Genomic DNA, 25,010 nt, shown 5'->3' with positions numbered 1-25,010 from the left:
GTCTTTCGGAGTGCTCGCGCTCAGCCCGGCAGGGCCCGGCGCAGCGCCTCGTCCAGCCGGCCGGCCAGCACCGCGTCGCTGGGCGGATCGTCGGTGAACAGGGCGCCCAGCTCGGCGGTGAAGGTCTGGGTGAACGCCCCGTAGAGCGGGGTGCGCGGGCGGGAGACCGCCCGCTGGAGGGCGGGCAGCAGGATGCCGCGGGCGTAGCCGGGACGGCCGGCCGCGTCGCGGGGCACGCGGTCGGTGCTCTCGCCGGTGGGCGAAGCCGACGGCGAACCGCCCGAGCCCGAGGATGCCTCGCAGCGGACGTGGTCGTCGGTGTACGCCGACGTACGGGTGGCGGCGAAGCCCGCGTCCAGCAGGCAGCGTTCGCTCTGGGGGCTGGTGAGGAACGTGATCAGCTCGGCCGCCTTCCCGGCCCGCTGCGAGGACCGGGTCACCGCCAGGTTCTGCCCCCCGAGCACCGCCCGGCCCGGCAACGGGGCCACGCCGAGATTCTCATCGGTGAAAGTCTGGTGGAGGGTGCCGTAGGCGTACGGCCACTGCCGCAGGAAGGCCGTGCGGCCGTCCTCGAAGTCGCTGAGCGAGGACGCCTCGTCGGAGCTCAGGGCGCTGTCCAGCGTGTACGGCCTGCCGGTGCGCCGGCGCAGCTCCGCGATGCCGTCGGTCAGCTCCCGCAGATCGCCGCTGTAGCGGCCGGAGTCGTCGGTGAGCGCGAAGTCGTCGGTCGCCGAGGCGAACGCCTCCACGGCGTTGACCGTACGGCCCTCGTAGGCGTCCAGCTGCGTGGTCCAGAGCTTCTCGTACCCCTTGGGCGGCTTCGCGCCGAGAGTGTCGCCGAGGCCGAGCAGGTCGTGCCAGGTGTGGATCGCGTCCGGGCCGGTGCGCTGGACGCCCGCCCCGCTCAGGTAGTCGCGCCGGTAATAGAGCAGACCGACGTCGCTGTTGAACGGCACCGCGTACACCTTCTCCTTCCAGCGGGCGGTGCCGGCCACGGACGCGATGACGTCGCCGTCGACGGCCTCGTCGGGCAACTGCCTGACCAGTTCCGCCTCGGCGAACTCCGGCACCCAGGTGACATCCAGGTTGACCACGTCGTAGCGGGCACTGCCCGACTGGAGCGCGCCCAGCAGCTGGCTGCGCTGCTGGTCGGCGGAGCCCGGCAGTTCCACCAGACGCGCGTGGTAGCCGGAGTCCTGCATCTCCTGCTGCCGGTTCCAGACGTCGATGAGCCGCTGGCGGACGCCGTTCTTGCCGGTCACGTCCCGGCCGCTGGCCACCACGATGTCCCCGGGCGCGTCGGCGGCGGGCGTCTGCCCGTCCCGTGGGCCGCCCCCGGTGCAGGCGGTGGCCACGAGCAGCGGCACCGCCAACAGCCGGGCGAGCGTCACGGCCGGTCGTCGTGCCATCAGTGCTCCCCCGTCCCCACTCGGGCGACCTCGTCGCGCAGACTCCTGCCGGGATCGTCGCCCGCGTCCAGGCAGCGGCCGCCGCTCGCCTCGGCGATCCGGGCGCCCGGTCGGTCCGCGACGCAGGAGCCGCTGTTCAGGGACACCATGTCCACCGGCACCTGCGGCTTCTGCCGCGCCCGGTCCAGCAGGACCTCCAGGTTCTTCCCGGCCAGCCGGTCCTTGTACTCGCCGTCGGTGATGTAGACGATCAGCCAGGGCCGCTGGTCGTCGGTGCCGCGATTTTGCATGGACTTCAGCGCGTCGAGCAGCGACTTGTACGGGTCGGCCTGGGCGTAGTGCCACTGAGCCTCGTCGATGACGCGCTCGGCCTCGGCTCGGGGGTGGGGCCCGTATGGAAGCAGCACCCGGTGGGTCCGGCCGCCGGAGGTGTCGTGGACCGCCCACACCTCGTACTCGTCCCGGTCACCGAGCCCGCGCAGGGACTGCTTCAGGATGCCGGGGGCGCCGCTGGGCCCCGGCCACTGCGTGGACATCGAGGCGGAGCTGTCGAGGAGGTAGAGGACCCGGCCGGGGCCGTGGGCGCTGCGGTACCCCGTGAGGGCCTCCTCCATCGCCGTCCCGCGGGCCGCGCCCGGCAGCGGTCTGGGGTTGCGCAGCACGCCCACGCCGACGTGGTGCGTGTCGAGCAGCGGGTGGCCCGGTTCCGTCGCCGACCGGAAGCCGGCGGTGGAGAAGACCTTCAGGCCCTCCTCACCGGTCAGCCAGTTGCGGAAGCGGCCGACGGCGTCGTCCCGGGCTGCCGCGTCCCGGTCGCCGCCCTCCCAGCGGACCCGCACGAAGGTGGGCGTCAGCGCCGGCACGTCGACGGGGTACTCGGCGCTCCGCGCCACGCGGGTCGTCGATGCGCAGCCCACCCCGCTCCTGAGCAGGAACTCCGGGACGAGCGCGGCGGTGCGGACGTCCGCGTCGTGGCTGGCCGGCAGCGCGCACAGCAGCGCGGCGGCGGTCGGTGAGGGCGGTCCCGCGGAGCGCACGGGCCGCTCGGCTTCGCGCGAGTCGGTGGTGGAGCCGTACAGGCCGATGGTCGCCAGCAGGGCGGAGTCGGTGATCTCCGGGTCGGGCCGCAGCACTACGGCTTTCTGCTCATTCGCCTTCAGTTTCTCGATCAGCCGGGACAGCGGCAATCCGACGATCTCGTCCAGTTTCTGCCCGGCGACGTTCTGCGGGACGGCCAGCACGACGGGCGAGTACACGAACGGCTTCTCGTCCGGTTTGAGTTCGAGGTAGCTGCGGGTGGTCCAGTCGGCGGTGACCCGGGCCGTCTCGGTGCCCGAGGCGGGGATCCACACGTCCGGCTGCGGCCCGACGTCCCGCTGCGGGTTGGTGTCCTCCGCGCGGGGTTCCTGCCAGGCGTCGCTCTGCCGGCGCAGCGCGGAGACCGCGGCGGCCGCGCCCGCGCTGTAGACCGTGATGCCGCTGCGGCGGCAGCCGGGCCCGGTGGTGTTGGCCCGCGAGGTCAGATAGGCGTCCGCGGCGGCCCGGACCGTCGGCTCCAGGTCGGGGTCGGTCAGCAGACGTATTTCGAGCGGCAGCGCGCAGGAGTCAACGCCGGGGCCGAGGAGTTCGTAGCCCCCGGCACCGAGCGCGGCGAGCGCGAGCGCCAGCAGCGCGCTCACCAGGATCCGGGCCCTGGTGCGCAGTCCGAGGAACCACTCGATCACGGCACGTGCCCGGGTACGCAGCGCGGCGAGCAGGGCCGCCAGGAAACGGACCGGGCTCCCCGTACCGACCTCGGGCTCGGATCCGGGCCGCCCGCCCGGCGGCTCGGCACCCGGCGGCTCGGCACCCGGCGGCTCGGCGCCCGGCGGCTGTTCGGAGAACTGCGCCGAGGGCCCGGGCTCCTCGGACGACTGCGCCGGGACCGACGCGGGCGGGGTCGGCCGCCCCGGCTGGTCTTCCTGTTCCCGCCGGCCCTTCTGCCCGGCCACCGCCCCGTCCTCCTGCTCGCCCTTCCGCCCGTCCCCCCGCGCCGTCAGCAGCACGTCCGTACCCGGCTCGGCCGCGGACTGCGGCTCCCACAGGTCCCCGAGCGGGGTCCTGCGGCCCGCTTCGGCCATCTGCCCGCGCAATTGGTCGGACAGCTCCACAAAGGACAACTCCTCGTCGATGTCGAGGAGTTGCACGAGTTCTTCGGTGAACGGGGTGGCTCTCGTGCCGTCGCCCGAGTCGATGAGCCGGTTGGCCTGCACGCTCATCAGCAGCAGGATCCGGTGCCGGCGGTCGGCGAAGTCGTGCCACACCTTGGCGGCGTTGCCCGCGTAGCAGCAGTCGAGGATCACCACGATCCGCTCGGCCTGGCTCCCGGCGAGCACGGTGAGCACCCCGGTGAACGCGTCCGCGCCTGGGAACACGGCCCGGCCGCCGGCGACCACGCGCGCGTTGCGCATCTGGAGAAAGAGCTCGTTGCCCGCGCTCGGCACGGCGCCGTGCCCGGCGAAGTAGCACAGCAGCAGCCCCTCGGCGTCCTGGGCGGCGGTGCGCAGCGCCTCGCTGAACTGGTCCAGGGACGGCGAGCGCAGGACGGTGATCCCGTCCCGCCCGCCGCCGTCCTCCTGCCCGCCGTCGCCGTTCCGCGTGCCGTGCGCGCCGAAGATCCCGCCCCGGCGCAGCACGCCCTCCAGCCGCCTCAGGTTGTGCCGGACGGCCGGCAGTTGACCGGGCACGCCCTCCGGATCGTCCGGCTGCGTGTGCTCGTACTCCTCCACACCGACCAGCAGCGCCCGGTTCACCCGCCCCCGCGGGTCGAAACGGTCCACGGGGCTACCCCTCGTCGTGGTGCACCGGATCGACGTGGGTCTCGGGTGAGTCGCCGGACTCCACCCGACGGCGGTTCTCCAGCCAGGCCGCCACCGCCCGCTTGGTCTGCGCCACCAGCTCGTCGAACGCGGATTCGGCGGCCGCGCCGAGCAGGAACAGCAGGATCTCCATGCCGGCGCCCATGCGGCCGGGCGGCACGTCCGAGCGCGGCCGCTCGTCGATCCGCAGCAGCCCCTGCCGGACCAGTTCTTCGAGCGGTCTCTCCCGCTCCAGCCACGCCTTCAGCGCGCCGATGTCCTTGCTGCTCGCACTTCCGTCCAGCCGGACCCGTACACCTCGGCCGGCCACGCCATCCCCCTCAGCCATAAGTCACCATTCTGGCACCGGGGCACGACTTCCCGGGAGGGGGCATTTCGGCCACACCGGACCCGTACCATCCGCGGCGAGACCGGGGCCGGGTCCGCGCCGCAGCCGCAGCCGCAGCCGGGTATGGGAGCCGCGTCAGGCCTGTGCCTGCAACTGGCTGAGCTGGCGGCGCACATGGTCAAGGGCGCCCTGTCGCCGGCCCGGCACCCGGCCGCGCAACTCCGCGAGCACCGACCCGAGTTCGCGGGCACGTCCGGGGTCGTGGATCTGCCCCCACTGGTGGTGGGCGCGGTCGACTGCGGTCTCGACCGGCACGGCGTCGGCGGCCTGGCCCATGTCCAGGCGGGTGGCGGCCACCGTCAGCCAGGCCCGGCAGCTGCGGGCGGCGTCGCCCGCGAACATCGCCAGGTCCGCGCGGACCTCGGCCCAGTGCAGCGCGTCCTCGGAGGCCGCTCCGTGCGCGAGGGCGGCGGCCCGCTCCCAGCGGGCGGCGAGCGCGTCGGCGTCGCCGTGCCGGCCGGACCGCACGCAGGCGGCGATGGCCGTGTGCGGGTCGGCCGGCACCGGGCCGGGCGCGGTGATTACGAGGCCGGGGCGGCCGTCCTCCTCGGTGAGCCGCGACAGCGCCTGCTCGTGCAGCTCCGCAGGCGGCGGCCGGTGCCCGCTGCGCAGGATCGTCGCCACCGCCCTCATGTACGCCGGTGCCGCCACCGTGCGCCGGGCCGGCGGCGGTGCGACCCGGCCGTACAGGGCGGTGTTGCGCCCGCAGTCCAGGGGGCGCCCGCGCAGCAGCGCCCAGCTCTCCGCGTCCGCGTGCAGATCGGCCACGACCGTGGTCGTGCCGTCCGGGCGCAGCCGCAGTTCCTCGCGCAGCCAGTGCCAGGGCAGGGCCGTGTAGCGGACGGTCGCCGGTGCGGTGCGGGCGAGCGCCAGGTGGAGCAGACGCTGGCGGCGGTCGAGCTGGAGCTGTCCGGCGACGAACACGGTCAGCGGGCCGGGCGCCGCCGCGGCCGCGCGCAGCCGGGTGAGCACGGCCTGCGGCTCCAGCGGGTCGGCGAGCTCCACCACGGTCGCGGTGTCCGTGCCGGAGAGCACGGAGGGCGCCACGGCGGCCAGCACCGGCAGCACGGACGCGGCGTCCACCAGACGTCCCCTGCCCACGGGCGCGGCCGCGAGCAGCAGCACGGTTCCGGGCATCGTCCCCCCGTGTCGTGATCCGGTCGGTCGCTTACGTCAGCACGTTAACGGCTCCACCGACTTGCCAGGGCCCCTTCGCCGGTGTGCTCTGGATGCGGGGGGCGAGGAGAGAGAGGAGCGCTCTCATGGCTCACGTGGCACCCGCGTCCGGCATCACCACCCGCACCACCCGCCCGCCCAACCTGTTCAGCGCCCGGGCCCATGCCATCGGCCGGTGGGCGGGACCGCTGGCGCTGGGGCTCGTCTACGGCTACTGGGCCGCGGCCGACCGGCGCCACGGCGGGCCGATCACGGGCTGGAACGTGCTGTTCGGCTTCGTGACCACGATCGTTTTCACGGTGCTCCTCGCGGCCGTCCTCATCGTGGGCCCCCGGTTGCGGCGAGAGCAGCACGCCGCAATGTGGTTCGCCTTCATCGGCGTGACGTTCGGCTTCCTCTTCAGCCAGAGCGGCCACGCGATCGTGTCGGTGGTCGGCCTGTCCCTGGGGATCGGCATCGTCGCGGGCCTCTTCTGCTTCTACTGGTTCTACACGCACGAGGACGCGGCGGGCCGTCGCGTCGGTTGACCAGCTGACCCGCTGACGCGCACCGGCCGGCGCCCGGCCGGCCCGCTCGCCCCCTCCCGGTCACCCGAATGCCGCCCCTCCGCTCGCGGAGGGGCGGGCGACGGCCTTGGCTGAGAACGTGTCCCGACGTATGCGAAGCGGCCTGTCGGCCGTGCTCATCGCGCTCTCGTGCCTGCTCGTGCCGTTCGGCGCGCTGTCGGCCTGGGCGGCGTACGGGCTCTCCGACACCAGCCGCTACGTCACCACCATGGCGCCGCTCGCCGACGACCCGGACGTGCGCGACGCCGTCGCGGACACCGTCGGGAACGGGATCGTCCAGGAGTACGGGCACCAACTGGACACCTACGTGCGCCGCGGCACCATCACCCCCTTCGTGCACGACGCGGTCCGCTCGTTCACCGGGACCGAGGCCTTCCGCACCGCGTGGAACGAGGGCAACCGGGCCGCCCACGACGCCGTCCTGCGGGCCCTGCGCGACGAACGCGACCGACGCGAACGCCCGGTCACCGTCGATCTCGCGCCCGTCACCGCCCAGGTCAAGGCCCAGCTCGCCCAGGACCACGTACCGCTCGCGAACCGCATCCCCGTCCAGCACACCGAGGTCGACCTGCTTCCGGCCCAGCAACTGGGCCGCCTTCGGAAGGGGTTCCACGTGCTCGAAGTCGCCGGTTTCTGGCTGCCGATCGCGGCCGTCGCGTTCGCCGTGGCCGGCCTCGCCCTGGCCGCCCGCCGCCGTCGTGCGCTGACCGCCACCGCGCTCGGCACCGCCCTGGGCGGGGCGCTGCTCGCCCTCGCCGTCGCCGTCGGACGCAGCCTGACCCTCGCCGACCTGCCCGCCGAGGTCTCCCAGCCGGCCGTCGGCGCCGTCTACGACGCCCTCACCGCCACCCTGCGCACCGCCTCGTGGATCCTCGTCGCCCTCGGCCTGACGGTGGCCGCCCTGACCTGGCTCACCCGCCGCCCGCGCCTGCCCTTCCGCCGCCGGGCGTCTACGGCCCCCACCGCCCAGAGCCGCCCCGAGCAGCCGCCGCCGCGCGTACGCGTCTGACCCGGCGCCCGGTCCCGCGCACAGGACCTCCGGGTCCCGTGCCGACCCCGTAGGCTCGTCGGCGTGATCAAGCAGGGGGGACTGTTCGCGAGTTGGTGCGCCGGGCTGATGTTCGCCGGGGTGAGCGTCGTCGTCGGATGCCGGATCGCCGACAGCGACGGCATCACGCCCGTACCGCAGCTCCTCGCCTTCCTGCCCTGGCTGCTCGTGCCCACCGGGCTCGGCCTGGCGCTCACGCTGCGCGGTCGCCGGTGGACGGGGGCGGTGTGGGGCGTGGCCCTGCTCGGGCTGCTGGCCTGGTACATCGAGCCGTACGGCAAGGTCTCCGCGCCGGCCGGCCCGGCCGTGGCCCGGATTCGGGTGCTGACCTCGAACGTGCAGTTCGGGCGCGGTACCCCGGCCCTCGTCCCGGTCATCCGCCGCGAGCGGCCCGACATCGTCTTCGTCGAGGAGTGCGAGCACACCTGCCAGTCGACGCTGGACCGGGAGGTCGGCGGCGACTACCCCTACCGGCGGGCGGTCCGGGCGGGCGGTTCGGAGGGGTCCCTGATCCTCAGCCGCTACGCCCTGCGCGGCACCGCCGGGGTGCGCGGCACGATGGGCATGCCGGGCGCGGTCGCCGACGTGCGCGGGCACGCGGTGCGCCTCCAGCTCGCCCACCCCATGCCGCCGCTGCCCGGCCAGATCGCGCTCTGGCACCGGGAACTCGCCCGGCTGCGGGCCTTCGCGGCGGCGGACCGCACGACGCCGACCGTGCTGGCCGGCGACTTCAACGCCTCCCAGGACCACGCGGCCTTCCGCCGCATCATCGACACCGGCCTGCGTGACGCGGCCCGGCTGTCCGGCGCGGAACGCGACCCGAGCTGGCCGTCCCGCACCACGCCCGCCCTCGGCGCCCAGATCGACCATGTGCTGGTCTCACCGGACTTCTCCGCGACCGGCGCCCGCTTCCTCGCCGTGGCCGACACCGACCACCGCGCGCTGCTCGTCGACGTCACGCTGCACGACGGCCGAGGAACGCATTGACAGAAGCAGCCTCCGGATGCTTGCCCCTGCCCAAGATCACCACTGAGGGCCGCTAACCTTACGTGTCCGTCCTGGCCAGGGATTGACGGGCATCAACTCACGAAGGGTTGCGCACATGGGCATTCTCACTCTCCTGCGGAACGCGTTCGGCCGACCACGCAAGGGGCCCAAGGCCGAGGCAGAGGGTGCGGAACAGGCTCCAGCCCAGGAGCCGACACCCACCGCTGCCCAGCAGCCGGAACCGAAGGTCCCCGCCCAGTCGTCCTCGGACGACGAGCACGAACTGGTCTCGGCCGCCTTCGACAACATCGCGGTCCCCAAGCCCGCGACCCCCGCGGACGCAACGGAGGAACCGACAGCCACGGCCCCGGAGCCCGAACCGGCCGCTACGGCGCAGGAGTCGGAGCCCGAGGCAACACCCGCCCCCGCCGCCACCGAGCAGCCGGAGCCGGCAACCGAGGAGCCGACCCCGGAGCCCGAACCGGCAGCTGCGGAGCAGGAGTCGGAGTCCGAGCCGACCCCGGAGCCGGTGGCGGAGGAGCCGACGCCGGCTCCCGAACCGGAAGTTGTGGAGCCGCAGTCGGAGCCCGACCCGGAACCGGCCCCGGAAACGGTGGCCGAGCAGCCGGCGCCGGAACCCGAACCGCAGGTTGAGGCCGAGGCGGAGCCTGAGGCGGATGCTCCGCAAGCCGCCGACGGCGAGGAAGCCCCACAGGGGCCACCGGCACCCGACGACGAAACCCGCACGGGTGGTGCGGGTGGGAACGACCCGGCCGAAGGCGAAGCCGAGGCCGAACAGCCGACTACGGAACCGGTGTCCGAAGAGCCGACGCCAGAGCCCGAGCTTGAGGCCGAGGTGGAGCCCGAGGCAGACACCCCGCAAGCCGCCGACGGCGAGGAAGCCCCACAGGGGCCACCGGCACCCGACGACGAAACCCGCACGGGTGGTGCGGGTGGGAACAACCCGGCCGAAGGCGAAGCCGAGGCCGAACAGCCGACTACGGAACCGGTGTCCGAAGAGCCGACGCCAGAGCCCGAGCTTGAGGCCGAGGTGGAGCCCGAGGCAGACACCCCGCAAGCCGCCGACGGCGAGGAAGCCCCACAGGGGCCACCGGCACCTGACAACGAAACCCGCACGGGTGGTGCGGGTGGGAACAACCCGGCCGAAGGCGAAGCCGAGGCCGAACAGCCGACTACGGAACCGGTGTCCGAAGAGCCGACGCCAGAGCCCGAGCTTGAGGCCGAGGTGGAGCCCGAGGCAGACACCCCGCAAGCCGCCGACGGCGAGGAAGCCCCACAGGGGCCACCGGCACCTGACAACGAAACCCGCACGGGTGGTGCGGGTGGGAACAACCCGGCCGAAGGCGAAGCCGAGGCCGAACAGCCGACCACGGAACCGGAGCCCACGGCCGAAGCGCAGCCGCAGCCGGACGCCGAGGAGAACACGACTCCCGCCGTCCCCCCCACCCTCACCACCGCCTACCACGCCGCCGCATCCGCCCTCGCGAAGTACGACCTCACCGGCACCCGTGCCACGGTCTACCTCGTCCTCGACCGCTCCGCCTCCATGCGCCCGTACTACAAGGACGGCTCCGCCCAGGCCCTCGGCGAGCAGACCCTCGCCCTCGCGGCCCACCTCGACCCCGAGGCGACGGTCCAGGTCGTGTTCTTCTCCACGGAGGTGGACGGCACCGGCGAGCTGACCCTCGCCGAGCACGAGAACCGCGTCGACGACCTGCACGGCTCCCTCGGCCGCATGGGCCGTACGAGCTACCACGCCGCCGTGGACGCCGTACTGGCCCACCGCGCGGAATCGGCCGGCGACCCGGCGGCCCCCGTCCTGGTGATCTTCCAGACGGACGGCGCGCCGGACGCCAAGACCCCCGCCACCCAGTCCCTCACCGACGCGGCGAAGAACCACCCCGCCGTCTTCTTCTCCTTCGTCGCCTTCGGCGAGCACGAAAACAAGGCGTTCGACTACCTCCGCAAGCTGAAGACCGACACCGCGGCCTTCTTCCACGCCGGTCCCACCCCCCGCGAGCTGACCGACCAGGAGCTCTACGAGGGCGTACTGGCCAACTGGCGCCCGTGACCCACGGAACCACGCGCCCGTAACCCACGGCACCCGCACCGCACCAGGGCCGCCCCTTCCCACCTCTTAAAACGGGAAGCGGGCGGCCCACCCGTGTCGGCTACGATTTCAAGGTTCCGTAGACGACCCGCACCCGACGAGATCGTCACCCCACGTAGCGACTTGGGAGCAGCCCGCGATGGCTCGACACCTCATCACCAGCGCCCTTCCGTACATCAACGGGATCAAGCACCTGGGCAACATGGTGGGGTCCATGCTCCCGGCAGACGTGTACTCCCGCTATCTGCGCCAGCGCGGCCACGACGTGCTGTACATCTGCGCGACCGACGAGCACGGCACCCCGGCGGAGCTCGCGGCCAAGGAGCAGGGCCTCCCGGTCGACGAGTTCTGCGCGCAGGCGCACGACGCGCAGAAGGCGGTCTACGACGGCTTCTCGCTCGCGTTCGACTACTTCGGCCGCAGCTCGTCCCCGCAGAACCGCGAGATCACGCAGGAGATCGCCCGCGAGCTCAAGGCGAACGGGTTCATCGAGGAGCGGGCCATCCGCCAGGTGTACTCCAACACCGACGGCCGCTTCCTGCCCGACCGGTACATCATCGGCACCTGCCCGCACTGCGGCTACGACAAGGCGCGCGGCGACCAGTGCGAGAACTGCACCCGGGTCCTGGACCCGACCGACCTGATCGAGCCGCGCTCCGCGATCAGCGGCAGCAGCGACCTGGAGGTCCGCGAGACCAAGCACCTCTTCCTCCTCCAGTCCGTACTGGCCGGCGAGGTCGAGGCCTGGGTCGACGAGCGCGCCGACAACTGGCCGGTGCTGGCCTCCTCGATCGCCCGCAAGTGGCTCACCGAGGGCCTGCACGACCGTGCGATCACTCGTGACCTGGACTGGGGCGTCCCGGTCCCGGCCGACACCTGGCCGGAACTGGCCGCCGAGGGCAAGGTCTTCTACGTCTGGTTCGACGCCCCGATCGAGTACATCGGCGCCACGAAGGAGTGGGCGGACCAGGACCCGGAGAACCGGGACTGGCGCTCGTGGTGGTGGGAGTCGGACGCGGACGTCCACTACACGCAGTTCATGGGCAAGGACAACGTGCCCTTCCACAGCGTGATGTTCCCGGCGACCCAGCTGGGCACCCGCTCGCCGTGGAAGAAGGTCGACGTCATCAAGGCCTTCAACTGGCTCAACTACTACGGCGGCAAGTTCTCCACCTCGCAGCGGCGCGGTGTCTTCACGCACGACGCGCTGGAGATCCTCCCGGCCGACTACTGGCGCTACTTCATGATGGCGAACGCTCCGGAGTCCGACGACACGTCCTTCACCTGGGAGCACTTCACGGCCACGGTGAACAAGGACCTGGCGGACACGCTGGGCAACTTCGTCAACCGGGTGCTGTCCTTCTCCCGCAAGCGCTTCGGCGACGAGGTCCCGGAGGGCGGCGAGCCGGGCGAGGCCGAGGCGCGGCTCGGTGCGGAGATCGCCCGCCTCCTCGCGGAGTACGAGGAGCACATGGAGGCCATCCAGTTCCGCAAGGCGGCGGCCTCCCTGCGCGCCCTGTGGTCGGCGGGCAACTCCTACCTGGAGGAGAAGTCCCCCTGGCTGGAGATCAAGACCGACAAGGACGGCGCCGCCCTCACCCTGCGCACCGCGATGAACCTGATCCACCTCTACTCGGTGGTCTCGGAACCGTTCATCCCGACCTCGTCGGCGGCCATGCGCGCGGCGTTCTCCCTGGACGGCGACACGGCGACCTGGGTGACCCCCGCCGAGGCGGCCTCCCTGGCCACCGTCCCCGCCGGCACCCCGTTCACGGTCCCCCCGGTCCTCTTCGCCAAGCTCACGGACGACGACCTGGCGACCTACAAGGAGCGCTTCGGCGGCGAGCCCGCGTAAAGCGGAAGAGCACCGAGCACCACGACTCCCCGCGACCGGACGCCCGGTCGCGGGGAGTCGCTTCTCATGTTCCGGGGCCGTGAAAAGAGATGGAAAACTCCTGGTAAAGTCCGCCCACTTGGGCGAGGGCAGGGGACTCTCGCCGGGAGGGAACCTCACGTGGGCAGACACGCCCTGAGACGGGGCGGACTGACCGCTGCCGTCACCACACTCGCGGTCGCCGTCGCGGCCGCGTCCGTCACCGTCCTCGCCGGGGGCGGTGACCCCGCCCAGGCCGCAGGCGCGCAGAACGCGGCCGGCACCACCGAGATCACGTTCACCGCCCCGACCTCGGCCACGGCCCAGCCGCGCTTCGACCAGCCGTTCGCGGCCGGTGCCGGCGGCTTCCTGCACGGGCAGTCCGGGATTGCCGGGCTGCTGTGGACGAGCTACGCCGACGGCACCACCGTCCGAGTGCGGACCCCGGACGGCCTCTTCGAGCCGACGGGGCCGTGCAGTGTCCTGGGCTCGACGTGCTACGAGGCCTGGTACGGCTCGGACGGCGACCTCGTCGCCCTGCCGACGACCAAGTCCGACACCACCGTCACCCTGTGGGATCCGGCCACACGCAAGACGTCGACCGTGACGTCCCGGTACCCCTACCGGGCGCTGGCCGGAAACACCGTCGTCACCAGCCACACCCTCATCGACACCGTGGACGGCGAGCGCCGTGAACGCCCCTTCACGCCGGCAGCGGTGACCGTCAACAGCGGCTACGTCATGGCCGCCGACGCGGCCGGGGTGCTGGTCAGGTCGGGCACCAGCCTGTACTACATCGACATCGAGTCGGCCGCCGTCACCCAGGCGTTCAGCCGCGTCTCCCCCACACAGCCGTCCGTCATGAGCGAGGGCCGGATCGGCTGGTACGGCGACGGCGGTCTGCACTTCAAGCCGCGCAGCGAGCCGGGCGGCGAGGAGGAGTTCGTCGAGCTGCCGGGTCACTACTACGGTCCCAAGCCGATCCTGACCGGTGACTGGCTGCTGCTGCCTCCGCAGACGTCCGGCATCAGCACCACCAGTCTGACGGCCCTCTCTCTCGCCGACGGCTCGTCCCGCACCCTGCTGGACAAAGCCGGCAGATCCGCCGTCGCGGTCCGCGGCCCGGGCGACACGGCTCTCGTCACCGGCGGCGGGAGCGCCACCGACTGGTGGGTGCAGCGTGTGAGCCTGAACGCGGACGGCACGCCGGAGCTGACGAAGCTGTACAAGGTTCCCGCAGTGGAGAACGCCAAGACGGGCCTCGCCCTCAGCCGTGGCAGCCTGCGGGTCGCGGAGCGCAACCCCAAGGACACCAGCGGCTTCAGCGCCACCTCCGTACGGACCCTGACGACCAACGGCGGTACGGCGCTCACCGCGTCCGCTGCCACCGACAGCTTCAAGTTCCTCCGGGAGTGCCCCTCCCCGGACACCCCGTGCCCGGCGCTGTGGGGCAACACGGTCACCTCACCCCGGGACGTGTTCCTGGAGGAGTCCTGGAGCGGCCCCGCGCCGGCAGACTCGGACCAGCTGGTCTCGATCGGCTACCACCCCCTGTGGTTCAAGACCACGGGCGGCAGGATCGTCGACGTCTCCGACGACTACGCGGTCTACAACTCCGGCGGTGCCGCCCCGGCCCAGTACGTCGGCCGGTTCGGATACGGTCAGTTGCTGAAGCGCCCGGTCCAGACGGCCGCCCTCAACGGCCCCGTGCTGTGGAGCGCCACCACCACCGCCGGCCGGGTCACCTCCTACAGCCTGACGCAGAAGAAGACCCTCAGCACGGTCACCGTCCCGGGCGCGGGCTGCGTCCCGAGCGAGCTGCAGGCGGCGGGCCGCTGGCTGTACTGGGCCTGCGGCACCGCCTCGGCGGGCGTGTACGACACCAAGGCCGGCACCTCCCGCGCCGTCCTCCCGGGTGACGTACTGCTCGGCGACGGCTTCACGGTCCGCCACGACCACGGGGCCGACACCCTCGTCCTGACCGACGCGGCCACCGGCGCCACCCGCGTACTGGCCTCCGATGTGCCGGACACCGGCCTGGCCGCCGACCGCCGCCACCGCTGGGCCGTGGACGAGTACACGGGCCTGGTCGCCTGGTTCGACCTCCATGAGCGCACCCGCGTCGCCACGACCGGCTTCACCCCGTCGGCCCCGACCGCGTTCGAGACGGACGCCGGCACCTGGACCGACCTGACCACCTCGACGCCCTGGACCGGCACCTGGCTGCTGTCCCGCCCTGTCACCTCCTGGTCGCTGACGTTCACCTCGGCGGAGAGCGGCGAGGCCGGCAAGGCCACCCGCACCTTCACCGGCGGCGCGGCCACCGCTCAGGTGGCGGCGAAGTGGAACGGCAAGACGGCGGGCGGCGTCCGCTTCCCCAACGGGCAGTACAAGTGGACCCTCAAGGCGACCGGCCTCGGCACCTCCACGGCCGTGACCGTCGGCAGCGGCACCGGCTCGCTGACCGGGGGCTCGCCCGTACGCCACGACTACGGCTCTCCGGACGGCGTCGACGGCGTCGGCGACCTGCTCACCATGAACTCCACGGGCTCCCTGACCATCCACCGGGGCACGGGCAAGGGCACCCTCTCGTCCAAGATAAGCGGCACCGGCTGGCCGAAGGGGACCACGGTCGTGCCGTTCGGCGACCTGAGCGGCGACCGCTGCAACGATCTCGTCGTGCGGCCGAGCAACGGCTCGCTGCGGCTGTACAAGCCGAAGTGCGGGGCCGCGCTGAAGGCATCGACGCCGTACACCACGCTCGGCAAGAGCGGCTGGAACCAGTACGACGTCATGGTCTCGACCGGTGACATCACCGGGGACGGCCGCCCGGACCTGATCGCCCGCCAGGCGTCCACCGGGGACATGTACCTCTTCAAGGGCACCAGCGCGGGGAAGCTCTCCGCCCGCGTGAAGATCGCGAGCAACTGGAAGAAGTACAAGAAGATCGTCGCCGTCGGCGACATCACCGGTGACGGCATCGGCGACCTGATCGCCCAGGACAAGTCGAACAACCTCTACCGCTACGACGGCAAGCGCACCGGCACCTTCAAGGCCCGCGTCAAGACCGCCGCCAAGTGGGGAGCCTCGTACAACGCCGTCGTCGGCGTGGGCGACCTCAACCGCGACGGCATCGGCGACCTGATCTGCCGGGACACCTCCGGCAAGCTGTTCCGCCTCTACGGCAACGGCAAGGGCGGCTTCGGCGCACGGACGCAGCTCGGCACCGGCTGGGGCGGGTACAAGGCCCTGTACTGAGTTCCGTCAGAAGGAAAGCGGCTCGGAACCGGACACCGGTCCCGAGCCGCTTCCATGCGCGTGCCGTCGTCGGGTCAGCGTTCCGAGGCGTAGGTCACGAAGTCCGCCCAGGCGCCGGGCGTGAGCGCGAGCTGAGGGCCTTCGGTGTTCTTGGAATCGCGGACATGGACGGTGCCGGGGGTGACGGCGAGCTCAACGCAGGAATTGCCATCCGTGCCGCTGCTGTAGCTGCTCTTGAACCATGCCAGTTCGGAGGCGTCCCTGGCGGAGGCCTTACGGATCATGTTTCTCCCAGCAGTTTCTCGATGAAGGCCAGCGACTCCCTCGGGGGGAGCGCCTGCGCCCGGATCGTGCCATACCGCAGCTCAAGGATGCGCAGCTGCTTCGGATCGGCAATCGTCCGCCCGTTGAACGCCCCGTCGGAGCGTCCCACTGCCGTACCGTCCGGGAACTTCAGCAACTCGATCCTGCCGTCCACTCCTGGATGAGCATCCGTGTTCGTCGGCATGACCTGAAGCGTGACGTTGTTCAACCGCCCCACCTCCAACAGACGTTCGAGCTGGCGCTGCCACACCATTGTGCCCCCGACCTGTCGGCGCAGAGGTGCCTCTTCCATCACGAAGTGGAGCGACGGGGCCGGGACGCGTTCGAAGACGCACTGCCGGGACAGCCGCGCGGCCACCATGCGCTCCACATCGTCCACGGAGTAAGGCGGTTGTGCCGCCTCCATCAGGGCTCGGGCGTGCTCCGGTGTCTGCAGCAGCCCATGGACGCTGTTGCACTCGTACACACCGATCTCGACCGCCTTGGCCTCCAACTTCCCCAGCTCCCGAACCCTCTTCGGGTACCGGACCTTCTTCACGTCCTCCCAGGACGCCGCGATGAGTCCGCCCGCGTCCAACACCTCGTCGGCCTTGTCCAGGTACTCCGGTCGGGGAATCCGCTTCCCGCCCTCGACCTTGTAGACAAGGTCCTCCCCGTAGCCGACCGCCTCCGCGAACTCGGCGGCCCGCAGGCCCTTCGCCTCCCGCCGCAGCCGCAACTGACGCCCCACGGTGGTGATGACGGCGACTCCCCACTCGTCGTCCGGGTCCACCTCCCACCCCGGCTCGTCCACCTCTTCCCCGAGCCGTACCGCCTCGCCGTCCACCGACATGCCGCACCTCTCCGTAGTCCCGCGCCGTACCGCGACGCCCTACCCCTACGAACGGTGCCGACGGCCCGGACAGCACCGGACAAGCAGCCGACAGTCACCATACGCAACCACTCAGTCACTCCTCACGGTAGGCGTACTCGGCCACTCTGAGTGACGTGAATCAGGAAATCGCCGACCTCACGGCCGAACAGGGCGTCCAGTTCCCCAACTTCAGCGTGCTTCTGTCGTCCACACGGCGAGGCGCCCGTCTCGCACGCCTGCTCGCCGAGGCGCAGCTGCGCCGCTGGGGGCTGCCCACGGAGCCCGCGAACCACCTCGTGGCCGAACTGGCGGCCAACGCCATCACGCATGGCCGCGTCCCCGGGCGGGACTTCCGGCTGACGCTCTACGTGATCGGCGACACGCTCCGTATCGAGGTCGCCGACACGCGCGGTGACCGTCTCCCGGCACCCCAACAGCTCGCCGAGGACGCCGAGTCGGGCCGTGGCCTGCTCATCGTGGCCGCGCTCGCGGACCGCTGGGGCGTGAGCGAAGACCGGTTCCCGCGCAAGCGGGTGTGGGCCGAACTGCGCTGCTCACCACCGGCACCCACCCCCACGGGTTCCGGTGCCGAAGGCGGTCTCTTTTCCAAGAACTCGTGGGAGAAAGAACCACACCAAGCCCCACCCCTCCCGCCCGTCGCGCACCGTCACTCGGGCGGGTGAACATCCCCGGCTCAGCTGGATTTCGCGTCCCCCAACTGCCCTACGCTCAGCGCACACAACCCCACACATGCATCGGCCCCCGGCCGGGACTAGCGATCCCGATCGAGGGCCTGACCACCGAGGAAGAGAAGAGCTTCCTGATGGGTACCCACGACCCTAGCGTGCCCCCGCACGCCCAGTCAGCCGTTGCCGTCGACGAACCCCACTCCCGGGCGAATCCACGCACACGTAACCGCCCGCGCGGCTACGGCGTCACCCACGACAACACCCGCCACACCACCCGCTTCACGGTGATCGGCAACCACCTCGCCCAACACCCCGAGTTGTCGGGACTCGCCATCGGGCTGGCGGTGCACATCCAGTCTCTCCCCACCGGCGCCCCCGTCGACATCAAGACCCTTACCGCCCGCTTCCCCGAGGGGCCGACCCGGATCGCCGCCGCCCTGCGCGAGCTGGAGACCCACGGCTACCTGCGCCGCACCCGCGAACGGACCGAGACCGGCCGCATCGTCACCCGCACCGTCTCCTGCAACCAGCCGGGCCACCGACACGACCGCGACGCGTCCGAAGCGGCACCGCCGAGGCCCCCTGCCCGCCGCGCGGCCACCGCCCCGCAGCAGAAACCCGCACGTCGCGCAGCCCTCCCCGCCGTACCGAAGCCCGCGTACAGCTCCCCCGCCCTGCTCCAGGCGGCCACCGAAGTCCTCGCCGGCCTGCGCCGCACGGACCCCCGCCTGCTCCTCTCCGCCACCGACGCCGAACACCTCGCACCCGGTGTCGCCGCCTGGCTGGAACGGGACCTCACCCCGACCGCCCTACGCCACGCCCTGACCAGCGGCCTGCCGCCGGAGCCCCTGCGCCGCCCGGCCGCCCTCCTGGCCCACCGCCTCACCGCCCAGTTCCCACCCCTGCCGCCGTTCCGCGCTCCCGAGCAAACCCCGCCCGTCAGGCACCCACTCCGCAACTGCGACACCTGCGACCGCGGCTACCGAGGCCCGGACCCGCGCAACTGCCGGGACTGCCGCGAGCTCCGGCAACCGACTCCCACGGCCGCCTGACGAGTCGGCCAGGACCCGGCGCCCGCTGGAGATCGGCTCGCAGGCGCCTTCACCCCTCCAGGTGAACATCACCAACTGCGCTCCTGCCGGACCGAGTTGCGCTCATATGCTCCCCCGCAGAACACGTATTGACATGTGCCAGAGGCAATGCCCTTTCCGTTCCTTACCACCTCACTCTCACAGGAATCCGTATGGTCAGCTCGCCCCACGAGGCGATGCACCGCATCTTCCAGGAATATCCGAGCCTCTTCTCGGGGGTGTCCGAGGTACTCGGCATCGACTTCCCCCCACCCACCTCGGTCACCGTCCTGCCCAACGACCTCACCGAGACCAGCCCCGTCGAACGCCGCGTGGACACCCTCCTGCGGCTGGAGGCGGAGGACGACGAGCCGCTGCTCCTCGCGGTCGAGGCCCAGGGCAGGAAGGACCCGGACAAGCCCGCCAGCTGGGCGTACTACGCCTCGTACCTGCTCACGAAGTACCGGCTGCAGCCGATGCTGCTGGTCGTCTGCCAGGACCACGCCACCGCGGAATGGGCCGCGCGTGAGGTCACCTTCGGTCCTCGCCAGTGGCCCCTGCTGACCCTGCGGCCGCTGGTCGCGGGACCGCACAACATGCCGGTGATCACCGACCCGGCCGAAGTCCGCAAGGATCTCGCCCTCGCCACGCTGTCCGCGATCACCCACGCCACGCATCCGGGTGCCGGGGCCATACTCAAGTCAATGACGACCGTTCTGCGGGACACACCGCAGAGCATCGCCAACCCGATCATCGAATTCATCGCACAAGGCCTGGGCAAGCACCCAGCCGCACAACTGTGGAGGAAACTGGTGGCCGTGGACCTCTCCTTTTACAAGTCACCCCTCTCCGAGGAAATCCGCGAGGAGGGCCGAGCCGAGGGCCGAGCCGAGGGCCGAGCCGAGGACGTCCTGGATGTCCTGGAGGTGCGCGGCATCGAGATCCCAGAGGCGATCCGGGAACGCATCACCGGCTGTGGCGACCCAGAAGTCCTGCGCGACTGGCACCGGCGCGCCGTCACAGCCCCGACAGCCGAAGACGTCTTCACCGACAAGTAGCCCCCGGCCCTTGGCGGAGAGGCCGACCCGGTACGCGGACGTCTGGATGCAGGGCGGTGGACGGCGAAAGCCGAGCCACCGCCGCGCACCTGCGGTGAGGGCCGGCCGTCAGCTCGCCGCGGCCGACGGTGGCTGCGACGCGGTCGGGCGTGGGCCGTCCTGGCCGTCGTTGGTCGCGCTCGGGTCCACGCCCAGGGTCAGTTGGGCGCGGACGCCGCGGGCGATGTGCTTCGTGTCGTAGCGGAGGTGGAGCAGGCCGCTCTCATGGCCGTTGCCCGGGTAGATGCCGTCCTCGTCGAGGGTCGTACGGGTCACGGTATTGGTGGAGTACGGCTCCACCGACTCCGTGAGCGACACCGAGTCCTCGTCGAAGAACAACTGACCGGTGTGGCAGGTGCGGCCCCCCTCGTAGCCGGAGTCCGTCCACTTGCCGTCCACATGGACCTTGACGTGGATGTGCACGCAACGGCCCTGGTACCAACCGGGGAAGACCGTGCGGAAGGCGACCTGGCCGTTCCGGTCCGTGTGCCAGGTGCCGCGCAGGAAGCGCTCGTCGTCCGTCGGCTCCTGATGACCGCCGCCCTGGCCAGGACCGTCGGTCGGCGGTTCACCGGTGGGCATGCCCGAAGGCGGGGGGCCCGTAGGAGCCGGGCCCCCGCCGCCGTTGCCGCTGTCCCCGTAACCCGAGTAGACGCCCACCGCGTTGCAGTGCCAGATGTCGACGGCCGCGTTACGCAGGGGCCTGCAGCTCTCGGCGTCGATCACCTTGAGCGTGAGGGTCAGCGGGATGCCGTCCTGGTCCTCGGTGACGTCCCGTCGGAGCTTGTCGGCGTCGATGTAGTAGGGGCCCTCGACCAGCTCCGAGGTGAGCATGTAGCAGCTCTCGACCGTGGTGGCCCTGGTGGCCGCAGCCGCCTCGCCCGCTGCGGCGTTCAGCGCCGACGAGCCGGCCAAGCCCACCGCGGTCACCGCCGCACCGCCCGCCAGCAGCACCTTGCGGCGCGTCAGGTCCGAATGGGATGAGGGTGCCTTGTTGTCCGTCATGGCCCGCGAAACTAGGCAGGATTCCTGTCAGCCGGATGAGAAAACAGCACCTGCCCGCCATGTACGAACGAGAAGGCTCGAAACCGACGCCGGTTTCGAGCCTTCCCCGCCCGCCTGTGCCGTACTACTTCGGCTGCGGCTTGCGTACCGACAGGTGGAGTTCCCTCAGACGCGACTCGTCCAGCTCGGTCGGGGCGCCCATCATCAGGTCCTGGGCGTTGCCGTTGAGCGGGAAGGCGATGGTCTCGCGGATGTTGGGCTCGTCCGCGAGGAGCATCACGATGCGGTCGACGCCCGGCGCGATGCCGCCGTGCGGCGGGGCGCCGAAGCGGAACGCGCGGAGCATGCCCGCGAACTTGTCCTCGACGGTCTCACGGTCGTAGCCCGCGATCTCGAAGGCCTTGAGCATGATGTCCGGCTCGTGGTTCCGGATGGCGCCGGAGGACAGCTCGACACCATTGCAGACGATGTCGTACTGCCAGCCCAGGATGTCCAGCGGGTCCTGGGTCTCCAGGGCCTCAAGACCGCCCTGCGGCATCGAGAACGGGTTGTGGGAGAAGTCGATCCCGCCCGTCTCCTCGTCCTTCTCGTACATCGGGAAGTCGACGATCCAGCAGAAGCGGAAGACGTTCTCCTCGAACTGGCCGGCGCGCCTGGCGGTCTCCACCCGCACCGCACCCATGATCTTCGAGACCTCGTCGAACTCGCCCGCGCCGAAGAACACCGCGTGGCCGGGGGCCAGGGAGAGCCGCTTGGTCAGCTCCGCGACGTTCTCCTCGGTGAGGAACTTCGCGATCGGGCCGGTCAGCGCGCCGTCCTCGCCGACCCGCACCCACGCCAGGCCCTTCGCGCCCTGCTCGACCGCGTACTCGCCGAGCTGGTCGAAGAACTTGCGCGGCTGGCCGGCGGTGTCCGGCACCGCCAGCGCGCGCACGTGCTTGCCCGCGAACGCCTTGAACTCCGAGCCCGCGAAGACGTCGGTGATGTCGACGAGTTCCAGCTTGGCGCGCAGGTCCGGCTTGTCGGAGCCGTACTTCAGCATCGCCTCGCGGAACGGGATCCGCGGGAAGGGCGAGGTGACGTGGCGGCCGCCGCCGAACTCCTCGAAGAGCTCCGTCATGAGCTTCTCGATGGGCTGGAAGACGTCCTCCTGCTCGACGAAGCTCATCTCGACGTCGAGCTGGTAGAACTCGCCCGGCGAACGGTCCGCGCGGGCGTCCTCGTCACGGAAGCAGGGCGCGATCTGGAAGTAGCGGTCGAAGCCCGAGATCATCAGCAGCTGCTTGAACTGCTGGGGTGCCTGCGGAAGGGCGTAGAACCGGCCCGCGTGGACCCGGGAGGGGACCACGTAGTCGCGCGCACCCTCGGGGGAGGTGGCGGACAGGATCGGCGTCGCCATCTCGTTGAAGCCCATCGCCGACATCTTCTGGCGGATGGCGGAGATGACCGCCGTGCGCAGCAGGATGTTGCGGTGCATGCGCTCGCGGCGCAGGTCCAGGAAGCGGTACTCCAGGCGCCGCTCCTCGTTGACCCCGTCCTCGGTGTTGATGGTGAAGGGGAGGGGCTGAGCCGCGCCGAGCAGCTCGACCTCGGTCACCTCGACCTCGATCTCGCCGGTCGGCAGGTCCGGGTTCACGTTCTCGGTTCCACGTGAAACAACGCTGCCGTCGACGCGGACCGTGGACTCCTTGGAGAGCTTGTCCAGGGCCTCGTACGCGGGCGTGCCCGGGCGGGCGACGAGCTGCGTGATGCCGTAGTGGTCGCGCAGATCGATGAAGAGGATGCCGCCCAGGTCTCGCCGATTGTGCAGCCAGCCACTCAGCCGGACGTCGGTGCCGACGTCAGAGGCGCGGAGCTCGCCGCAGGTGTGGGACCTGTACCGATGCATCGTCGTTCATCCAGTCTTCGCGGATCGGGGATCACCGGGCGGGCATGGCCCGGACCTACCAAGCGTACCGGGCGGCTCAAGATCGGCTCCCCACAATAAGGAGCGGCCCCCGTCCGGTCCCGGGCAGTTCCGGGACCCTGCGGCCGTACGCCATCGGTGGCAGTGTCCGATCGTCTCTTCTTACAGTGGGGCAATGCGCACTGGTGAGCGCCTGCCCGCCGTGGGGGACGTACTCGCCTCCCTCGCGACCGGGATGTGGCACTGGGACACGGCCACGGACCTGGTCTCGGTCGACGCCGAGGCGGCCCGGCTGCTCGGGCTGCCTCCCGAGAAGACCACGCTCACGGAAGCCCAGGTGCGCGCACGCCTCCATCCCGTCGACTGGAACGAGATCACCGGCGTCGTGCAGCTCGCCGCCGCCGAGGACAGCCTCGCCGAGGTACGCATCCGCATCATGGACGAGCACAACCGGATCATCCGCGTCGTGCGCAGCCGCTCCAAACCGGCCTTCGACGCCCGCAAGAGGGCGTACAAGCTGATCGGCACCCTTCAGGAGGTCGCCGAGCCGACACCCGGCTCCCCCGCGGGGCGACGCGCGGTCACCGGCGACTGGCGGCGCTCCCGGGAGGCCTTCCTGCTCGACGCCGGCCGGGCGCTGGCCGAGGCCCGCTCCACGGCCGAGGTGCTGCGGGTGGCGGCGGGCCTGTCGATGCCGGGGTTCTCGCCGGACGGCCTGGCGGTCTTCGGCGTCCAGGGCGACCGCCTGACGATCATCGGCCACCACGGGCAGCGGCCCGGCGACGAGGCTCCGTTCCTGAACATGGCGCTGGAGACGGACTACCCGGCCGCCGAGGTGGTCCGCAGGGGGCGGGCCGTCTACCTCTCCTCCCCGGGGCAGTACCAGGCCCGCTATCCGCTCACCTGGCCGCTCGCCGAACGCTTCCACCGCCACTCCTGGGCGTTCCTGCCGCTGACCGTCGCCGGCCGCACGATGGGCGCCTGGCTGGCCGCCTTCACCTACCCGGTGGCCTTCACCCCCGACGAGCGCTCGGTGCTGACCACGGTGGCCCGCATGCTCGCCCAGGCCCTGTCCCGGGCCGGGACCGCCGAGAGCGAGCGGGAGCTGAGCGAGGGCCTGCAGCGCGCGATGATGCCCACGCTGGGCCCCGAGGTCCCCGGCATGGACATAGCCGCCCGCTACGTCCCCACCGGCGGCGGCCTCCAGGTCGGCGGCGACTGGTACGACATGATCCCGCTGCCCGGCGCCACCTCACGGTCCCGCACGTCCACCGGATCGGGGCGCTTCGCCCTGGTCATGGGCGACGTCCAGGGCCACGACGTACGCGCCGCGGGGCTGATGGGCCAGTTGCGCATCGCCCTGCGCGCCTACGCCTCCGAGGGGCACCGCCCGGACGCGGTGCTCTCGCGCGCCTCCCGCTTCCTGCACGGCGTGCTCTCCGCCGGCGACGGCGGCGGAGACGACGGTCACGGCGGTGACGGTGGTGACGGCGGTGACGACGAGGTGCCCGACCTGCGCTTCGCGACCTGCCTGTACGCCGAGGTCGACCCGCGTACCGGGGTCCTGGAGGTGGCCCGCGCGGGGCACCCGGACCCGGTGATCCGGATGGCGGACGGCACCGTGCTGCAACGGCTGACGGCGGGCGGGCTGCCGCTCGGCATCGACCCGGACTCCGACTACCCGACGACCCGGTTCACGCTGGAGCCGGGCGAGACGATGATGATCTGCACGGACGGCCTGATCGAGACCGGCGGCCACGACCTGGACACCGGCTGGCAGCGGATCCGCACGATCCTGGAGCGGCACGGCGGCGACACCGAGGAACTCGCCGACGCGCTGGTACAGGCCGTGCACGGGCCCTCCTCGCACCACACCACCGGCCCCCTGGCCGACCGCCGCGAGGACGACATCGCCGTGCTGCTGCTCGGCCGGCACCGCGACGGCCGGGCGGCCCGCCCCAGACTGCGGCACACCCTGATGACGGTCGCCCAGGCCGAGCCCGAGCGGATCTCCGTGGCCCGCAGGCAACTGCGGGAGCTGCTGCACGACTGGCCGGACGAGGAGCAGGTGGACTCGGCGGTGCTGCTGCTGTCGGAGACCCTCGCCAACGTCCTGCTGCACACCGACGCCGACGCGCTGGTGCTGGCCGAGGTCAGCGGGGAGAAGGGGGAGCGGCGCCTGCGGGTGGAGGTCACCGACGCCGGCGACGACCTGCCGCACAAGCGCCGGCCAGGCGAGCTCGCCTCCTCCGGGCGCGGACTGGTGCTGATCGAACTGCTCGCGGACGCCTGGGGCGTCGTGCCGCGCGGCAAGGGCAAGAGCATCTGGTTCGAGCTGTACGAGCCCTCGGCGGCCGGGTGAGCCGCTCTCC

Annotated in this window: 17 protein-coding genes and 1 pseudogene; 10 read left to right on the top strand and 8 right to left on the bottom strand. The window is 71.7% G+C overall.

All coding sequences use genetic code 11. From position 1 onward, the window contains the following. Positions 1 to 20: 20 nt before the first annotated feature. The 4 genes from OIE49_RS18830 to OIE49_RS18815 form a co-directional block, all read right to left on the bottom strand. Positions 21 to 1,409 carry an extracellular solute-binding protein gene (locus tag OIE49_RS18830; RefSeq protein ID WP_326803333.1) on the bottom strand — a complete coding sequence of 463 codons (1,389 nt, stop codon included), beginning with the start codon at positions 1,407 to 1,409 and terminating at the stop codon, positions 21 to 23. After that, positions 1,409 to 4,228, bottom strand: a complete 2,820-nt coding sequence (locus tag OIE49_RS18825; protein ID WP_326803331.1) for a substrate-binding domain-containing protein — start codon at positions 4,226 to 4,228, stop codon at positions 1,409 to 1,411. Before OIE49_RS18825 ends, OIE49_RS18830 begins: the two co-directional genes overlap by 1 nt. Positions 4,229 to 4,232: 4 nt before the next feature. Beyond that, positions 4,233 to 4,595: a hypothetical protein gene (locus tag OIE49_RS18820; RefSeq protein ID WP_326803330.1), complete on the bottom strand. Its 363-nt coding sequence runs from the start codon at positions 4,593 to 4,595 to the stop codon at positions 4,233 to 4,235. A gap of 135 nt (positions 4,596 to 4,730) precedes the next feature. Continuing rightward, complete coding sequence (locus OIE49_RS18815) at positions 4,731 to 5,792, bottom strand: hypothetical protein (protein WP_326803329.1); 1,062 nt, start codon at positions 5,790 to 5,792, stop codon at positions 4,731 to 4,733. Positions 5,793 to 5,917: 125 nt separating this feature from the next. On the opposite strand from OIE49_RS18815, the gene OIE49_RS18810 reads away from it, so the two are divergent. The 6 genes from OIE49_RS18810 to OIE49_RS18785 all read left to right on the top strand — a co-directional run bounded on the left by OIE49_RS18810 (position 5,918) and on the right by OIE49_RS18785 (position 15,694). After that, positions 5,918 to 6,358, top strand: coding sequence for a hypothetical protein (locus OIE49_RS18810; protein ID WP_326803328.1), 441 nt, complete (start codon positions 5,918 to 5,920; stop codon positions 6,356 to 6,358). A 118-nt stretch (positions 6,359 to 6,476) separates the two neighbouring features. Continuing rightward, positions 6,477 to 7,406, top strand: coding sequence for a hypothetical protein (locus OIE49_RS18805; RefSeq protein ID WP_326803327.1), 930 nt, complete (start codon positions 6,477 to 6,479; stop codon positions 7,404 to 7,406). A gap of 108 nt (positions 7,407 to 7,514) precedes the next feature. Continuing rightward, positions 7,515 to 8,432: an endonuclease/exonuclease/phosphatase family protein gene (locus tag OIE49_RS18800; RefSeq protein ID WP_326806266.1), complete on the top strand. Its 918-nt coding sequence runs from the start codon at positions 7,515 to 7,517 to the stop codon at positions 8,430 to 8,432. A 115-nt stretch (positions 8,433 to 8,547) separates the two neighbouring features. Then, the gene (locus OIE49_RS18795) at positions 8,548 to 10,524 is read left to right on the top strand and encodes a VWA domain-containing protein (RefSeq protein WP_326803326.1); all 1,977 of its coding nucleotides are present in this window, start codon (positions 8,548 to 8,550) and stop codon (positions 10,522 to 10,524) included. A gap of 178 nt (positions 10,525 to 10,702) precedes the next feature. Beyond that, the gene (gene metG / locus OIE49_RS18790) at positions 10,703 to 12,418 is read left to right on the top strand and encodes a methionine--tRNA ligase (protein ID WP_326803325.1); all 1,716 of its coding nucleotides are present in this window, start codon (positions 10,703 to 10,705) and stop codon (positions 12,416 to 12,418) included. A 159-nt stretch (positions 12,419 to 12,577) separates the two neighbouring features. After that, positions 12,578 to 15,694: a VCBS repeat-containing protein gene (locus OIE49_RS18785; RefSeq protein WP_326803324.1), complete on the top strand. Its 3,117-nt coding sequence runs from the start codon at positions 12,578 to 12,580 to the stop codon at positions 15,692 to 15,694. A 74-nt stretch (positions 15,695 to 15,768) separates the two neighbouring features. Here OIE49_RS18785 and OIE49_RS18780 read toward each other — a convergent pair whose 3' ends face one another. Both OIE49_RS18780 and OIE49_RS18775 read right to left on the bottom strand, forming a co-directional pair. Further along, on the bottom strand, positions 15,769 to 15,978 hold the full coding sequence (locus tag OIE49_RS18780; RefSeq protein ID WP_326803323.1) for a DUF397 domain-containing protein: 210 nt from the start codon (positions 15,976 to 15,978) through the stop codon (positions 15,769 to 15,771). Beyond that, on the bottom strand, positions 15,975 to 16,850 hold the full coding sequence (locus tag OIE49_RS18775) for a helix-turn-helix domain-containing protein (protein WP_326803322.1): 876 nt from the start codon (positions 16,848 to 16,850) through the stop codon (positions 15,975 to 15,977). Before OIE49_RS18775 ends, OIE49_RS18780 begins: the two co-directional genes overlap by 4 nt. A gap of 146 nt (positions 16,851 to 16,996) precedes the next feature. Here OIE49_RS18775 and OIE49_RS18770 point away from each other — a divergent pair. The 3 genes and pseudogenes from OIE49_RS18770 to OIE49_RS18760 form a co-directional block, all read left to right on the top strand. Next, positions 16,997 to 17,443, top strand: a pseudogene (locus OIE49_RS18770) (ATP-binding protein); the annotation flags it as partial. A 251-nt stretch (positions 17,444 to 17,694) separates the two neighbouring features. Beyond that, positions 17,695 to 18,612 carry a helix-turn-helix domain-containing protein gene (locus OIE49_RS18765; protein WP_326803320.1) on the top strand — a complete coding sequence of 306 codons (918 nt, stop codon included), beginning with the start codon at positions 17,695 to 17,697 and terminating at the stop codon, positions 18,610 to 18,612. A 191-nt stretch (positions 18,613 to 18,803) separates the two neighbouring features. Continuing rightward, positions 18,804 to 19,688: a hypothetical protein gene (locus OIE49_RS18760; RefSeq protein ID WP_326803319.1), complete on the top strand. Its 885-nt coding sequence runs from the start codon at positions 18,804 to 18,806 to the stop codon at positions 19,686 to 19,688. A gap of 108 nt (positions 19,689 to 19,796) precedes the next feature. On the opposite strand, the gene OIE49_RS18755 is transcribed toward OIE49_RS18760, so the two are convergent. Continuing rightward, the gene (locus OIE49_RS18755; RefSeq protein ID WP_326803318.1) at positions 19,797 to 20,732 is read right to left on the bottom strand and encodes an intradiol ring-cleavage dioxygenase; all 936 of its coding nucleotides are present in this window, start codon (positions 20,730 to 20,732) and stop codon (positions 19,797 to 19,799) included. 124 nt (positions 20,733 to 20,856) lie between these two features. Further along, positions 20,857 to 22,620 (bottom strand): aspartate--tRNA ligase, encoded by a 1,764-nt coding sequence (gene aspS, locus OIE49_RS18750; protein ID WP_326803317.1) that lies wholly within the window; start codon positions 22,618 to 22,620, stop codon positions 20,857 to 20,859. A gap of 193 nt (positions 22,621 to 22,813) precedes the next feature. Between aspS and OIE49_RS18745 the strand changes: the two genes are divergently transcribed. Beyond that, positions 22,814 to 25,000, top strand: coding sequence for a SpoIIE family protein phosphatase (locus OIE49_RS18745; protein ID WP_326803316.1), 2,187 nt, complete (start codon positions 22,814 to 22,816; stop codon positions 24,998 to 25,000). The last annotated feature ends 10 nt before the right edge of the window (positions 25,001 to 25,010 follow it).

This window comes from Streptomyces sp. NBC_01788 (genome assembly GCF_035917575.1).
In the GTDB taxonomy this organism is placed as follows: Bacteria; Actinomycetota; Actinomycetes; order Streptomycetales; family Streptomycetaceae; genus Streptomyces.
Note: the sequence above shows the minus strand (reverse complement) of the source record. Positions and strands in the feature narration are given on the sequence as shown.

What these genes read in the sequence shown, in the direction of transcription:
- OIE49_RS18830 (WP_326803333.1), bottom strand. Translation starts at nt 1,409, where the DNA reads ATGGCACGACGACCGGCCGTGACGCTCGCCCGGCTGTTGGCGGTGCCG.
- OIE49_RS18820 (WP_326803330.1), bottom strand. Translation starts at nt 4,595, where the DNA reads ATGGCTGAGGGGGATGGCGTGGCCGGCCGAGGTGTACGGGTCCGGCTG.
- OIE49_RS18815 (WP_326803329.1), bottom strand. Translation starts at nt 5,792, where the DNA reads ATGCCCGGAACCGTGCTGCTGCTCGCGGCCGCGCCCGTGGGCAGGGGA.
- OIE49_RS18810 (WP_326803328.1), top strand. Translation starts at nt 5,918, where the DNA reads ATGGCTCACGTGGCACCCGCGTCCGGCATCACCACCCGCACCACCCGC.
- OIE49_RS18800 (WP_326806266.1), top strand. Translation starts at nt 7,515, where the DNA reads ATGTTCGCCGGGGTGAGCGTCGTCGTCGGATGCCGGATCGCCGACAGC.
- OIE49_RS18795 (WP_326803326.1), top strand. Translation starts at nt 8,548, where the DNA reads ATGGGCATTCTCACTCTCCTGCGGAACGCGTTCGGCCGACCACGCAAG.
- metG (WP_326803325.1), top strand. Translation starts at nt 10,703, where the DNA reads ATGGCTCGACACCTCATCACCAGCGCCCTTCCGTACATCAACGGGATC.
- OIE49_RS18780 (WP_326803323.1), bottom strand. Translation starts at nt 15,978, where the DNA reads ATGATCCGTAAGGCCTCCGCCAGGGACGCCTCCGAACTGGCATGGTTC.
- OIE49_RS18775 (WP_326803322.1), bottom strand. Translation starts at nt 16,850, where the DNA reads ATGTCGGTGGACGGCGAGGCGGTACGGCTCGGGGAAGAGGTGGACGAG.
- OIE49_RS18765 (WP_326803320.1), top strand. Translation starts at nt 17,695, where the DNA reads ATGGGTACCCACGACCCTAGCGTGCCCCCGCACGCCCAGTCAGCCGTT.
- OIE49_RS18760 (WP_326803319.1), top strand. Translation starts at nt 18,804, where the DNA reads ATGGTCAGCTCGCCCCACGAGGCGATGCACCGCATCTTCCAGGAATAT.
- OIE49_RS18755 (WP_326803318.1), bottom strand. Translation starts at nt 20,732, where the DNA reads ATGACGGACAACAAGGCACCCTCATCCCATTCGGACCTGACGCGCCGC.
- aspS (WP_326803317.1), bottom strand. Translation starts at nt 22,620, where the DNA reads ATGCATCGGTACAGGTCCCACACCTGCGGCGAGCTCCGCGCCTCTGAC.
- OIE49_RS18745 (WP_326803316.1), top strand. Translation starts at nt 22,814, where the DNA reads ATGCGCACTGGTGAGCGCCTGCCCGCCGTGGGGGACGTACTCGCCTCC.